Origin of the sequence: Citrobacter sp. BDA59-3, assembly GCF_015167655.1 — a bacterium.
Lineage (GTDB): Bacteria > Pseudomonadota > Gammaproteobacteria > Enterobacterales > Enterobacteriaceae > Phytobacter > Phytobacter diazotrophicus.
The window spans coordinates 1,807,870-1,821,193 of sequence record NZ_CP063427.1; the positions used below are offsets into that span (position 1 = coordinate 1,807,870).

The 13,324-nt window shown below is 52.0% G+C and carries 12 protein-coding genes; 6 read left to right on the top strand and 6 right to left on the bottom strand.

Annotated elements, in window-relative coordinates; genetic code table 11:
* Nucleotides 1–3 precede the first annotated feature (3 nt).
* From pqiB to rmf, 3 genes are all read left to right on the top strand, one after another.
* Entirely contained in the window at nucleotides 4–1,644 is a 1,641-nt protein-coding gene (pqiB, locus tag IP582_RS08370) for an intermembrane transport protein PqiB (protein WP_039078580.1), read from the top strand.
* Nucleotides 1,641–2,207 carry a membrane integrity-associated transporter subunit PqiC gene (gene pqiC, locus IP582_RS08375; RefSeq protein WP_193795630.1) on the top strand — a complete coding sequence of 189 codons (567 nt, stop codon included), beginning with the start codon at nucleotides 1,641–1,643 and terminating at the stop codon, nucleotides 2,205–2,207. Before pqiB ends, pqiC begins: the two co-directional genes overlap by 4 nt.
* A 254-nt stretch (nucleotides 2,208–2,461) precedes the next feature.
* The gene (gene rmf, locus IP582_RS08380) at nucleotides 2,462–2,629 is read left to right on the top strand and encodes a ribosome modulation factor (protein WP_039078582.1); all 168 of its coding nucleotides are present in this window, start codon (nucleotides 2,462–2,464) and stop codon (nucleotides 2,627–2,629) included.
* Nucleotides 2,630–2,720: 91 nt separating this feature from the next.
* On the opposite strand, the gene fabA is transcribed toward rmf, so the two are convergent.
* Nucleotides 2,721–3,239, bottom strand: a complete 519-nt coding sequence (gene fabA, locus IP582_RS08385; protein WP_071194677.1) for a bifunctional 3-hydroxydecanoyl-ACP dehydratase/trans-2-decenoyl-ACP isomerase — start codon at nucleotides 3,237–3,239, stop codon at nucleotides 2,721–2,723.
* A 69-nt stretch (nucleotides 3,240–3,308) separates the two neighbouring features.
* The gene (locus IP582_RS08390) at nucleotides 3,309–5,069 is read right to left on the bottom strand and encodes a Lon protease family protein (RefSeq protein WP_193795631.1); all 1,761 of its coding nucleotides are present in this window, start codon (nucleotides 5,067–5,069) and stop codon (nucleotides 3,309–3,311) included.
* Nucleotides 5,070–5,252: 183 nt separating this feature from the next.
* Between IP582_RS08390 and matP the strand changes: the two genes are divergently transcribed.
* Nucleotides 5,253–5,705, top strand: coding sequence for a macrodomain Ter protein MatP (matP, locus tag IP582_RS08395; RefSeq protein ID WP_047371001.1), 453 nt, complete (start codon nucleotides 5,253–5,255; stop codon nucleotides 5,703–5,705).
* 73 nt (nucleotides 5,706–5,778) lie between these two features.
* On the opposite strand, the gene ompA is transcribed toward matP, so the two are convergent.
* Nucleotides 5,779–6,822: a porin OmpA gene (gene ompA, locus IP582_RS08400; RefSeq protein ID WP_193795632.1), complete on the bottom strand. Its 1,044-nt coding sequence runs from the start codon at nucleotides 6,820–6,822 to the stop codon at nucleotides 5,779–5,781.
* A gap of 366 nt (nucleotides 6,823–7,188) precedes the next feature.
* Complete coding sequence (sulA, locus tag IP582_RS08405; protein ID WP_193795633.1) at nucleotides 7,189–7,689, bottom strand: SOS-induced cell division inhibitor SulA; 501 nt, start codon at nucleotides 7,687–7,689, stop codon at nucleotides 7,189–7,191.
* A 218-nt stretch (nucleotides 7,690–7,907) separates the two neighbouring features.
* Here sulA and IP582_RS08410 point away from each other — a divergent pair, with 218 nt between their 5' ends.
* A complete protein-coding gene (locus IP582_RS08410; RefSeq protein WP_039078588.1) occupies nucleotides 7,908–8,528 on the top strand; it encodes a TfoX/Sxy family DNA transformation protein in 621 nt (206 codons plus the stop codon).
* Here IP582_RS08410 and yccS read toward each other — a convergent pair.
* Entirely contained in the window at nucleotides 8,525–10,654 is a 2,130-nt protein-coding gene (gene yccS / locus IP582_RS08415) for a YccS family putative transporter (protein ID WP_193795634.1), read from the bottom strand. The two genes, IP582_RS08410 and yccS, sit on opposite strands and share 4 nt — an antisense overlap.
* Before the next feature lie 16 nt (nucleotides 10,655–10,670).
* Nucleotides 10,671–11,117 (bottom strand): YccF domain-containing protein, encoded by a 447-nt coding sequence (locus tag IP582_RS08420; RefSeq protein ID WP_039078590.1) that lies wholly within the window; start codon nucleotides 11,115–11,117, stop codon nucleotides 10,671–10,673.
* 123 nt (nucleotides 11,118–11,240) lie between these two features.
* On the opposite strand from IP582_RS08420, the gene helD reads away from it, so the two are divergent.
* Nucleotides 11,241–13,295 (top strand): DNA helicase IV, encoded by a 2,055-nt coding sequence (gene helD, locus IP582_RS08425; RefSeq protein WP_193795635.1) that lies wholly within the window; start codon nucleotides 11,241–11,243, stop codon nucleotides 13,293–13,295.
* Nucleotides 13,296–13,324 lie beyond the last annotated feature (29 nt).

Genomic DNA, 13,324 nt, shown 5'->3' on the forward strand with positions numbered 1-13,324 from the left:
AACATGGAGAAAACCAGTGGGGAGGCGAAAGTGCAGAAAGTTAAAAACTGGTCGCCGGTATGGATATTCCCGATCGTCACGGCCCTCATCGGTGCGTGGATCCTCTTTTACCATTACAGCCACCAGGGGCCGGAAGTCACCCTCATTACCACCAATGCCGAAGGCATCATCGGGGGTAAAACGACCATCAAAAGCCGCAGCGTGGATGTCGGCGTGGTGGAAAGTACGACGCTGACGGACGATCTCACCCATGTTGAGATTAAAGCGCGCCTGAATACCGGGATGGAAAAGTTGCTCTACAACGACTCCGTTTTTTGGGTGGTTAAACCGCAGGTTGGCCGTGAAGGGATCAGTGGCCTCGGGACATTACTTTCGGGCGCCTATATCGAGCTCCAGCCAGGGAAGAAGGGCAATCAGCCGGAGAGATATAACCTGCTTGATTCGCCGCCGCTGGCACCGCCGGATGCAAAAGGGATTCGAATTATCCTGGACAGCAAAAAAGCGGGGCAACTCTCTCCGGGCGATCCGGTACTTTTCCGTGGCTACCGCGTCGGCTCTGTCGAGACAAGCACTTTCGACACGCAGAAACGTACGATTACCTATCAGCTTTTTATTAATGCGCCAAACGATCGTCTGGTCACCAGCAACGTGCGTTTCTGGAAAGACAGCGGTATCGCCGTTGATTTAACCTCTGCCGGAATGCGAGTTGAAATGGGATCGCTCAGTACCCTGTTTGGTGGTGGCGTGAGCTTTGACGTGCCGGAAGGGAATGAACTGGGCGAGCCTGTTGCAGAAAAAACGGCGTTTATGCTGTATGACGACCAGCGCAGTATTCAGGAGTCGCTGTATACCGAACATATTGATTATCTGATGTTCTTCAAAGATTCGATTCGCGGTCTGCAACCCGGCGCGCCGGTCGAGTTTCGCGGTATTCGCCTGGGGACCGTGGCGAAAGTCCCGTTCTTCACGCCAGAAATGCGTCAGAAATTGAATGATGATTACCGGATACCTATTCTGATTCGTATTGAGCCTCAGCGTCTGATTAGCCAGTTTGGCGGCGATCCTAACGTGGATGAGCATATTACTGAGCTAATGAAACGTGGCCTGCGTGCGGCGCTGAAAACTGGCAATATTGTGACGGGTGCCCTGTATGTCGACCTCGATTTTTATCCGAAGGCACCCCCTGTAACCGATATGCCGGAATTTGGTGGTTATCGCATCATCCCGACGGTCAGCGGCGGTCTGGCGCAGATTCAGCAAAAACTGATGGATACGCTGGATAAAATTAACAATCTGCCACTTAACCCAATGATCGAGCAGGCAACCAATACATTAACGGCGAGCCAGCAGACGATGCGCCGTCTGCAGACGACACTCGATAATCTGAATAAGCTGACAGCCAGTCAGTCTATGCAGCAGTTACCAGCAGATATGCAAAATACGCTGCGTGAGCTCAATCGCAGTATGCAGGGCTTCCAGCCGGGGTCGGCCGCGTACAACAAGATGGTGGCGGATATGCAGCGTCTTGATCAGGTGTTGCGTGAGCTACAGCCGGTGCTCAAAACGCTGAACGATAAGAGCAATGCGCTCGTATTTGAAGCGAAGGGTAAAGACGATCCGCAGCCGAAGAGGGCGAAAGAATGAAAAAAGGAATGATAGCGCTTCTGGCCATGCTTCTGACGGCCTGCAGCGCGAGCGGTGATAAGAAAAACTACTATCAGCTACCGTCACCGCCGCAATCAACGGTGACGCAAAGCGATGCGCGTGGGCAACACCTGCTGTGGGTCGAGCAGGTGACGGTGCCGGATTATCTCGCAGGAAATGGCGTGGTCTATCAGACAACCGATGTGCAATACGTTATTGCCACCAATAATCTGTGGGCGAGCCCGCTGGACCAACAGCTTCGCACGACGCTGGTGGCGAATTTAAGTAACGCTCTTCCCGGCTGGGTTGTGGCTTCGCAACCGCTTGGCAGTGAGCAGAACACGCTCAACGTCACCGTAACCGGCTTTCATGGTCGTTATGACGGGCGGGTTATCGTGAGCGGTGAATGGCTGGTTAATCATCGTGGGCAACTGATTAAGCGTCCTTTCCACATTGAGCTTAAGCAGCAGCAAGATGGCTATGACGAGATGGTGAAAATGTTGGCCCAGGCCTGGCAACAGGAATCGGCAAGTATCGCCAGCGAGCTTAAACGTCTGCCATAGTAAAATTGACTGCATTGTCTACGCCGTCAGGTCATTTTTGTCTGACGGCTTTTTTTATTTTGTGCTCAATTCATTACCTGTGCTGGTTCACAGTTTTTGTACAAATGAACTTCTGTTTAGGTCACATTTATGACACTGGCGTGAATTTTGCGCATTGACGACAAACCGTATCCAGGGTATTCGTAGCCTGTGGTTGCATACTTAGTAACCACTGTTTTCTTTTCCACCAGACCAAAAAATGAGGGAAACGAGGCATGAAGAGACAAAAGCGAGATCGCCTGGAACGGGCACATCAACGTGGGTATCAGGCCGGAATCACGGGACGGCCAAAAGAAATGTGTCCTTATCAGACGCTGAATCAGAGATCCGAATGGATGGGAGGCTGGCGAGAAGCCATGGAGGACAGGGCCGTCATTGCCTGATTCTGTCTCTTTAACAAGAAACCTCCGCATTGCGGAGGTTTCGCCTTTTTTGTCCTACGCCATCTTGTGGCGCGTTACACGGCAATCAGCATCAGAATGCAGAAGTGTCCTGGAACAGGCCTACTTTCAGATCGGTCGCAGTGTAGATAACACGGCCATCAACCAGCACTTCACCATCGGCCAGGCCCATCACCAGACGACGGTTGATGACGCGTTTGAAGTGGATACGGTAGGTTACTTTTTTCGCGGTCGGCAGAATCTGACCGGTGAATTTCACTTCGCCTACGCCCAGCGCACGCCCTTTACCTTCGCCACCGAGCCAGCCCAGGTAGAAACCAACGAGCTGCCACATAGCGTCCAGACCGAGGCACCCTGGCATTACCGGGTCGCCGATAAAGTGGCAACCAAAGAACCACAGATCCGGATTAATATCTAATTCAGCTTCAACATATCCTTTGTCGAAATTCCCACCGTTTTCGGTCATTGACACCACACGGTCCATCATCAGCATGCTTGGAGCTGGTAATTGTGGGCCTTTTTCGCCAAACAGCTCTCCGCGACCAGAGGCAAGAAGATCTTCTTTTGTATAGGATTCGCGTTTATCTACCATGTTCTATGTAAGCCTTATTGTGAGTTTCGGACGCAGGATAGCTAACACGTGTACGCTGAACAAGTCCGATCAGTTGGGACTGAACCAGCTAAGCCAACGAAGCGGCCACGGATAACGGTGACGAGCGTCTTGTTGCGTCGCCTGGGCGATACGCTCCAGGATGGTCTGCTTCAGTGTAGTTTGTCCTTCTGCATCCCAGACCAGTCTGGTCAATAAGGGGAGTGCATCCATGACATCTTCTATGGCCCAGATAGAGAATTGACCTGCCTTGACGGCATCCAGCAACTCCTGGCGCAGACAAAGATGGCGCACATTGGCAACGGGTATGATCACCCCCTGGTTGCCGTCCAGACCACGAGTCTGACAGATAGCAAAGAATCCTTCGATCTTTTCATTGAGCCCACCCACAGGCTGGGCGCGACCAAACTGATCCACCGAACCGGTGATAGCGATACTCTGGCTGACAGGGACATCCGCCAGGGCGCTGATCAGGGCACACAGTTCAGCCATCGAGGCGCTGTCACCGTCCACTTCACTGTAAGATTGCTCAAAAGTCAGCGATGCGGAGAACGGGATCTGTTGCTCAAGCTCCAGCTCAGCCATCAGGAAAGACTGCATAATCATCATGCCTTTTGCATGAATGTTGCCGCCGAGTTCAGCTTTACGTTCAATGTCGTTAAATTCGCCATCGCCGATGTGCACGACGCAGCTTATACGTGAAGGTTCTCCAAATGCACGTGGATGTCCCGGAAACTCAACCACTGACAGGGCGTTGATTTGACCGACCTGTTCACCTTCAGTCTCAATGAGGATCTGCTCTAACAGAATTTCATCTTGCATGCGCTCCGCCAGATAGCCTTCTCGCCATTCACGCTGAGTAAGCATGGTGGTAAGTTGCTCAGCATCAAATGTCCGGGCGTCGGTCATAGCGGATACTTCGCCTAACTGGCGGGTTAACCATAGCGGGCAAAGCGGGAGCGTCTCTTGATCGCCGGTATAGCGAACGGCTTCCCGAATCAGTACCGGCCATGCATCTGCAGACGGTGAAGGCAATTCTGCCTCCCGGGCGATCAGTTGAACCCACTGACACCATTGCGCCAGTGTTTCCGCATCGCTAATCTGCAGATTGTCTTCGTATTCGCTATAGATAGCTTGTTCGGCAAGCTCTGGTTCCATCTCCTGGAAATCAGCCAGAGAATCGCGTTCACCCACGAGGATAACCCGAAGATCGAGCGGCAATGACGGAACTGACACGGGCAGGGGACGAGACTCATCAAATGCAACCCAGTCAAAACGACGGCGCGTCACCATGGTTTTTAAACGCATCCACAGTAACGGTTGCGCCAGAAGGGGGCGCAGAGAGATAACCAACGTGCCACCGTTGGCCTGATGTACCAGTCCGGGCTGCAGGGTAATCTCGTTATTGAACTGGCGCAGGCAACCAAACAACTGCTCAGCTTCGACCCAATCGGCAATAACTACCTGGTTTTTACCGGCAAAATTGGCTTCTGCGTTTTGTGCGGGGGTAAGCGTAACTGTCGCACCATTAACCTGATAGTCGCCACCAACAACGTCGATCTCCTCGGACTGCAGCGCTGACACAGCCCTGGCGAGGATCGTCAGGTACTCTTCTTCTTCTGGCGCTTTGGCCAGCATAAAGCGTGACGTCGCCGCAGGATGAAGCAACTGTTCCAGCGCATAGTGTAATCGGGGTTGAGTATCGCCCAGGAAGAAGACCGTCTCGTCAGTGAGTGCGGACTGCTTAAACACATCCTGATAGCTCTCGGTATCCGGAGTCAGTTCATTCCATTCAAGTTTTGTAATGGTCAAAGTCGTTTTTTTAGTCTGATGTAAAAGGCGGGATTATACCGTAAACGCATGGGCAGCACACAGGGAATACACGTTTGCCCGTTGCAGATATGTTGTTGGGATAGACAGAATGTGATTTCTTTTCAGCAGAGCAGAAAAAAACTGATATTCTGAACAGAGTTACACGGTAACGTTGAGATCGCAATGAAATATCAACAACTGGAAAATCTTGAAAGCGGCTGGAAATGGAAGTATCTGGTGAAAAAGCACCGGGAAGGTGAGCTTATTACAAGATATATTGAAGCCAGCGCGGCCAAAGACGCCGTCGATTTATTGCTAACCCTCGAAAATGAACCCGTGCAGGTGAATGCCTGGATTGAGCAGCATATTAATCCGTCTCTCATGAACCGCATGAAACAGACTATTCGGGCGCGGCGCAAACGCCATTTTAATGCCGAGCATCAGCATACGCGCAAGAAATCAATCGACCTGGAGTTTGTTGTCTGGCAACGTTTGGCCGCTCTGGCACAGCGTCGGGGCAAAACCCTTTCGGAGACAATTGTGCAGTTAATTGAAGATGCCGAGCATAAAGAAAAATACGCCACCACCATGTCGTCACTTAAACAGGATTTGCAGGCGCTATTAGGCAAAGAGTGATTTTTTGTACAATTGTTTTTGTTCAGGCAATAAAAAACCCCGCATCGCGGGGTTTTTTTTACAGCGCGTGAACTTAAGCCTGAGGCTGAGTTACAACGTCTTTGCTGCCACGAACTTCGATTTCTACACGACGGTCCGGCGCCAGGCAATCGATCAGCGCAGGGCGCGCTTTCACGTTGTCACAGGTGCTGCCAGTAACCGGCTGGGATTTGCCCATGCCACGTGCGGAGATTTTGTTCGCCGGGATACCTTTAGAAATCAGGTAATCAACAACGGACTGAGCACGTTTCTCAGACAGACCCTGGTTGTAAGCGTCAGAACCGATACGGTCGGTGAAGCCCAGAACCACTACGGAACCGTCTTTCGGATCCAGGTTGCTCAGCTGACCATACAGCTGATCCAGCGCCTGCTGACCTTCCGGTTTCAGGGTTGCTTTGTTGAAGTTGAACAGAACGTCAGACTTCAGAGTGAAGTGCTTGGTCTGTACTTCCGGAGCCGGAGCCGGAGCCGGCGCTACAACCGGCGCTGCTTCTTCCTGCTGGCCGAAACGGTAGGAAACACCTACGCTCAGCATGCCGTTGTCCGGACGGGTACCAACGGTGTTCGCATCACCGATGTTGTTAACCCACTGGTATTCCAGACGGGTAGCGATATCACGGGTAACAGCCCACTCAAGGCCACCCGCGAAGACCGGGGAAACACCAGTATCGTGGTCTTTGAAGCCGCTGTTGTCTTTAGCGTCTGCACGCCATACCATGCCGCCCAGACGAGTGTAGATGTCCAGGTCGTCAGTGATCGGGTAACCCAGTTTAGCGGTCAGCTGTACGCCTTGAGCTTTGAACGCACCGTTTACGTTGTCGCCTTTGTATGGCATACGACCTAACCAGTCGTAACCCATCTCAAAACCAACGTACGGGTTAACCTGATAGCCACCGAACGCACCTGCACCAAGCTGACTTGAGTGGGTCGGGCCGTCGTTCTGAATGAAGCCGGTGTCGTGGAACTGAGACCAGCCCAGTTTGCCACCTGCATACCAGGTATTATCTTTCGGAGCGGCCTGCGCTACGGTAGCGAAACCAGCCAGTGCCACTGCAATCGCGATAGCTGTCTTTTTCATTTTTTGCGCCTCGTTATCATCCAAAAATCGCCATGAAAATCTCGATGAGAAGTCACGGTTAAATCCTTCACCGGGGGCATTGCTCATCAGTCCCTATAGAGATATCTTCACGATATCTTTGGCTTATGCCGAGCACCCCTGGCGATGTAAAGTCTACAACGTAGTTGGAAACTTACAAGTGTGAAGTCCGTCAGGCATATGAAAAAAAAGGCTTTGTATACACAATATTTAACACTTTTGCGGAACTATTCGCCAGTTCAGTTGCCTTGCAAGTCGCCTGAATCGGGCGCTGGCGGCGTATTTCGCTGATTACACGGCAATGCTTGCCGGACAGAAAAATAATGCCAGGATTTATCCTAATTTTACTCAATGATACAAATTTGAGTGAATTTTTATCCCGGAATGCTGTCTCGCAGCGAGAGGATTATATTGTACTGGACGCATAACGAAGCCTATAGCGTTCCCTTCTTCGGCTGCAATCGCCAGACGCTGGTGTTCTTCTTCGGTCAGTTCTTCGGCATGCCAGCCAATCACAACGCTATAGTTGCCGGTACGTAACGCGCGAATCATTGATTCCAGCGTAAGGCAGGGAGAGAGTTGGCTGATTTGCATAACTTTAGTCAGCGGCAGGCCTGCCGACAACACCCATTCACGGCTTAATTTTTGTTGCGGCGTTAACCAGAGCTGCCAGCGCGATTGTTGACCCAGTTGCTGCAATAACGGCAACAGCAGCAATTGTGTCATTCCGGGCTGATCTTCGCGATAAACAACCTCACTGATCAGACCCGTAGAAGCCTCAATGGCCTCCGCGTTGTGTGCGGAAAGATATTGTGTTGAACGATTTGCACGGCTTAATGAATGGTACATGATCAACCCAGCCCTGTTAGTTACTGTATAAACATACAGTAACCCCTGGACGTTCAAAGATCAACCTCATTTTCTGAAAGCATCTCGCAATTTTGTCTTGTATTGCGATGAAGGCGCAAAATTTTCTTGCTGAGTTGCGCGCACTTGCCTATGTTCCTCAGTAGCGGATCGGTTAACAGAATTAATGTTTTTACTCCATGATTTACAAGGGAATAATCATGAAAAACATATCCTATCAAAGGATCTATCAGTCCCGGGAATACCTCGCACCTTTGGGGAAAATTCGCTTTCGCGCGCATTTTGGTGGCTACAGCTTATCGATAGACAACACCGTGTTTGCGATGATTTCAGAAGGAGAGTTATACCTGCGTGCCTGTGAGGAGAGCGCGCAATATCGGGTAACGCGAAGTTCACCTCTTCTGACAATCCAGAAGCGTGGCCGCGCTGTTTCACTTAACTACTACTTTGTGGATGAGCATCTCTGGCGTGACTTGCCAACATTGTTGCGGCTTTCATCACAATCGCTCGCGGCGGCCCGGGAGGAAAAAGCGGCGCGAGATACGCCTCATCGCCTTAAGGACCTTCCAAACATAAGCTTTCAACTTGAGATGATGCTTTTTGACGCAGGTATACCAGACGAACGTATGCTGCGGCATCTGGGCGCCAAAGCGTGTTGGTTGCGTTTGAAGGCGTTGAACAAACACATGGGCATCAAGGTGCTGCTGGGTCTGGAAGGCGCGATCATTGGGCTGCATGAAGCCGCGCTCCCGGCGTTGAGACGCCAGGAGTTAATCGACTGGTACCACGAGGTGGGTCAGAAAAAAAACCAGGATCATTAAGTCATGATCTGCCGCTGTAAACGGCACATTTCTGGCAAAAGGGCGATAAGCAGACCTATTTGTTGCAATACAAGGGGTTCTTTGCTGTCAGGTCGCGGCTCAAGATGCTTAATTCGTCGCGACAAATCTGCCAGTGTCAACTGTACGCGCTCTTCATCAGCAGGCTGGTGATGAAGGGCGTCATCAACATAACAGACTGCATCATCCAGTAAGCGAAGAATGGCCGGATGAGTAAGCTGTTCGCGATGTGCGCCAAGAGCAGAGATATAGCTGGTACAGGTATGATTCAGGCAAAGTAATCGAAATGCCACTTCACGCAGTTCAGGTGTCGCGCCTGGTTCCGATGCCATATTCGAGACCACCGACGCCAGTTCGGCATCTCTGTTATAGGCGTTTCTGCGGGCAATACGGTAGGCCAGACGGTTATCACGCCCCTGATGATATTGTTCGAGAATTGCGTCCAGATAACGGCAGTTGGCATTAAATGCCTGCTCGGTCACGCGTGCCAAATTGCGAAAACGCCAGTCTGGCCAGATAAAACTTACCGCGGCCCAGGCGATGGCGCATCCGATGATTGTGTCAATAACTCGCGGCATGGCGACTTCAAAACCTTCGCCGAGCAAATTAAAGCAAAGCAGTACCAGTAAGGTGATGAACATGGTGGCCTGCGCGTATTGTACAAGACGAAAGGCGAAAAAAAGCACACCGGTAACAACAATCAGTATCAGTTGCCCCTCCAGGGAGGGAACAAAATAAAGGACGGGGAGGCCGAGGGCGATACCTGCAATAGTTCCAACGATACGCAGCGTGAGACGGTGGCGCGTAGCGTTGTAGTTAGGCTGGCAGACAAACAGGCTGGTGAGCAGAATCCAGTATCCGTGGTGCAGACCGGTAATTTGGATGATGGCGTAGCCCGCACACAGCACAACAGACATCCGCACGGCATGGCGAAACAGTGCCGATTCCGGTGTAAGGTTGTTGCGTAAACGCAGCCAGATATCGCTCAATCCATGCAGGCTGTCATCTGCCAGTAAGTTTTCCGTTTCGTTTTTCTGCCCAGTTTGCGGTTGTCCGGACTCGATACTCGCCAGTTGTGCGTCGATGGCACGGAGATTATCGAGTAAGAAACCCAACGCTTTCAGTTGATCAGAGGACGTTGTACCGCTGGCTCGAATGCGATCTAGCGCAGCATCAAGATGTATAAATGCGCGTTCGAAGCGGTGATCATGCTGGTAAGGTGTGCGAAGCAGGATGGCGTTAGCGAGCCTTGAGCAGGCCTGGGATTGCAGAGTAATTAACCGCTGAAAACGGAACATCACGTCGCTGTAGCGAAAATGTTCTCGCAGTGTCTGGTACTGTATATGCGAAGAGCTGGCACGTTCATGAATATCCTGTGCGGCAAAATAGTAATGCAGCGTACGCCGGGTTCCTCGCTGTCCGCGATCGCCCCGCAGGCGGGTCAATAATGACGCCTTGGTCTGGTTTAGTGTTGACACCAACTGCCCGTTAGCCAGCGCCAGCTCATAAAGCGGAGCCTGGCTTTCCTCCTCTATATCCGGATCGAACAGTCGCGCTTTGAGTTCCAGATATTGGGATAACTGCTCGTAGCAGCGCGCCAGATTATCCTGCAGAGGACGGATGGGGAAAACGAGGTGCCCGACCAGCGTCAGCATGTTAAACCAGATGGCGCCTGCCAGCAGTAAAAGTGGCTGCTGATACCATGCGGTATATAACGTGGTACCAAGCATGGTGTAGATGGCGATAAGCAATGCGCCGAACGCAATGGTGGCGTAGCGTTGCCCCAGCCCTCCCAACAAAATAAACCCAATGGTCGACGTGATAAGCCCAATGGCAAATAACCAGGGCCAGGGAAACAGAAGCTCGACCGATGCCGAGGCGATAAAAAAAGAAATCAGGGTAATGATTAAATTACGTAGACGGCCGGTCAGGCGATCATCGAGATCCGCCAGCGCCGCGGCAACAACGCCCAGTGTCAAAGGGATCGTTAGTTTCACGTCGCCAAGCAGCCACGGCAATGCCGCCGTTCCGCTTAGCGCAAGAAAGATACGGATGTTATAAAGCCAGGCACTATTCCAGGTGTACCGGCGAAGGAGGGGGCTTAGCATAGTATTCGTGACTCGTTTACGGGAAACGACGGCGAGCATTGGCTTCGCGCGCGGCACGGGCCACTTCAACCGACACAACACGGCGGCCAACCGGCCATAAGGCGATTGCCGCAATTTTAAAATTGGCGATACCGACCGGGATGCCGATGATGGTCATGCACTGGGCAATACCGGCCATAATGTGCATCACGCAGAGCCACCAGCCAAACAACACGAACCAGAGAACGTTGAGCACGGTCCCACCAGCATTCATGAGGGTATTTTTACTGTCAGGGTTCAGCTCATCGACATGCACAGCTTCGTTGCCCCAGGGGATCAGCGACAATTTAGTGATTTCCCAACAGGAGCGCGTAAGCGGCAGGGTAATAACCAATGCAACACTCAAAACCGTTGTTAATAGCCAGCCGAGTGTGGTGGCAAAACCGCCAAGGACAAAGTTCAATATATTCAGAACGGTACGCATATAACCTCAATGCTATTCTGTCAGGGAATTGACCTGACAATTGTAACGATTTTTTTGGCTGGAGCACGTATTCTCTGGCGGTTAAACTGGCAATCACAGTCATAAGCTGAAAAAGGATGTGTGATGGAACTAAAAGCGACTTCATTGGGAAAGCGGCTGGCGCAGCATCCATATGATCGAGTAGTCATCCTCAATGCGGGCGTGAAGGTTTCAGGTGATCGACATGAATACCTTATTCCTTTTAATCAGTTGCTGGCAATCGAGTGCAAACGTGGCCTGGTATGGGGCGAGCTGGAATTTGTTCTGGCAGATAATAAAGTCGTTCGTTTGCACGGGACTGAATGGAATGAAACACAGCGCTTTTATCAGCATCTGAATGAACGCTGGGTGGCGTGGAGCACCGAGATGAGCGAGGTGGCAGCGGGGGTACTCTCCGAACAACTCGCGGACATTTCCGGACGTATGGATCAGGAAAAATGGCTCACTCGCGCTCAGCTTAAAGGTGTTCAGCAACAGCTTCACAAGGCGTTCGATGCGTTGCCTGTTCCCACCAGCCGCCTTGAATCTTTTGCTAACTGCCGGGACCTGTGGCGGCAATGCCAGGCCTGGTTAAAAGATACAGAGGCTGGACGCGCAAAACATAATCAGGACTGGACCGATAAAATGCTGATCCAGTACGAGGCCTTTTTTAAAAATATCGAAAGTTCTCCGCTCAACCCGGCGCAAGCAAGGGCGGTGGTCAATGGTGAAAATGCGCTGCTGGTGCTCGCCGGGGCAGGCAGTGGAAAAACCTCGGTTTTGGTGGCTCGCGCAGGCTGGCTGCTGCTGCGCGGCGAAGCATCAGCGGATCAGATCCTGCTGTTGGCCTTTGGTCGAAAAGCCGCGCAAGAGATGGATGAGCGCATTCGTGAGCGGTTGCATACGGATGACATCACTGCACGTACGTTTCATGCGCTGGCGTTATACATCATCCAGCAGGGTGGAAAAAAAGCGCCGGAAATTAGCAAACTTGAGAGTGATACCAGCGCACGACAAACACTATTGCTTAAAGCCTGGCAAGCTCAGTGTGCAGAGAAAAAGGCGCAGGCCAAAGGCTGGCGACAATGGCTGGAAGAGGAGCTGCAGTGGCAGGTTCCGGAAGGTAACTTCTGGGACGATGAGAAACTGCGGCGTCGGATGGGGCCCCGGTTGGATCGCTGGATCAGCCTGATGCGTATGCATGGTGGCACTCAGACTGAAATGATTGATGCGGCACCGGAAGAGGTACGCACGCTGTTCAGCAAGCGGGTCAAACTGATGGCACCCCTGCTGAAAGCCTGGAAAACCGCGCTCAAAGCGGAAAACGCCGTCGATTTTTCCGGATTGATTCATCAGGCGATTAACGTGCTGGATAAAAGACGTTTTGTCAGCCCCTGGAAGCATATCCTGGTGGATGAGTTTCAGGACATCTCGCCGCAACGCGCCGCGCTGCTGGCCGCATTACGGCGGCAGAATTCACAAACCACTTTGTTTGCAGTGGGTGATGACTGGCAGGCTATTTACCGTTTCAGCGGTGCGCAACTCTCGCTGACCACAGCGTTTCATGACTATTTTGGCGAAGGCGATCTGTGCGCGCTGGATACGACCTATCGTTTCAACACGCGCATTGGTGAAGTCGCCAATGGATTTATCCAGCAGAATCCGCACCAGCTCAATAAACCTCTTAACAGCCTGAGCGCCGGCGATAAAAACGCGGTGACATTATTGGCGACGGACCAACTGGATGCGCTTCTCGATAAGCTCAGCGGCTACGCTACCCAGGAGGATCGTATTCTGGTGCTGGCGCGTTATCACCATGCTAAGCCCGCTAGCCTTGAGAAAGCCGCCACGCGCTGGCCAAAACTGCAGCTCGATTTTATGACCATTCATGCCAGTAAAGGTCAGCAGGCGGAATATGTCATTGTGCTGGGGTTACACGAAGGGCAGGACGGTTTCCCGGCCCCCGCCCGTGAGTCCATTATGGAAGAGGCGCTGTTGCCGGTACCGGAAGATTTTCCTGATGCCGAAGAGCGCCGCTTGTTGTATGTCGCTATCACTCGAGCACGTAAACGCGTCTGGCTGCTGTTTGATAAAGACAACCCGTCGCGATTCGTTGAGGCGCTCAGGCAGCTTCATGTGCCGGTGGCGAGGAAACCCTGAGAGCAGGCGGCATCAGCCGCCCGCAAAGA

What these genes read in the sequence shown, in the direction of transcription:
- pqiB (WP_039078580.1), top strand. Translation starts at nt 4, where the DNA reads ATGGAGAAAACCAGTGGGGAGGCGAAAGTGCAGAAAGTTAAAAACTGG.
- pqiC (WP_193795630.1), top strand. Translation starts at nt 1,641, where the DNA reads ATGAAAAAAGGAATGATAGCGCTTCTGGCCATGCTTCTGACGGCCTGC.
- rmf (WP_039078582.1), top strand. Translation starts at nt 2,462, where the DNA reads ATGAAGAGACAAAAGCGAGATCGCCTGGAACGGGCACATCAACGTGGG.
- fabA (WP_071194677.1), bottom strand. Translation starts at nt 3,239, where the DNA reads ATGGTAGATAAACGCGAATCCTATACAAAAGAAGATCTTCTTGCCTCT.
- matP (WP_047371001.1), top strand. Translation starts at nt 5,253, where the DNA reads ATGAAATATCAACAACTGGAAAATCTTGAAAGCGGCTGGAAATGGAAG.
- ompA (WP_193795632.1), bottom strand. Translation starts at nt 6,822, where the DNA reads ATGAAAAAGACAGCTATCGCGATTGCAGTGGCACTGGCTGGTTTCGCT.
- sulA (WP_193795633.1), bottom strand. Translation starts at nt 7,689, where the DNA reads ATGTACCATTCATTAAGCCGTGCAAATCGTTCAACACAATATCTTTCC.
- IP582_RS08410 (WP_039078588.1), top strand. Translation starts at nt 7,908, where the DNA reads ATGAAAAACATATCCTATCAAAGGATCTATCAGTCCCGGGAATACCTC.
- yccS (WP_193795634.1), bottom strand. Translation starts at nt 10,654, where the DNA reads ATGCTAAGCCCCCTCCTTCGCCGGTACACCTGGAATAGTGCCTGGCTT.
- IP582_RS08420 (WP_039078590.1), bottom strand. Translation starts at nt 11,117, where the DNA reads ATGCGTACCGTTCTGAATATATTGAACTTTGTCCTTGGCGGTTTTGCC.
- helD (WP_193795635.1), top strand. Translation starts at nt 11,241, where the DNA reads ATGGAACTAAAAGCGACTTCATTGGGAAAGCGGCTGGCGCAGCATCCA.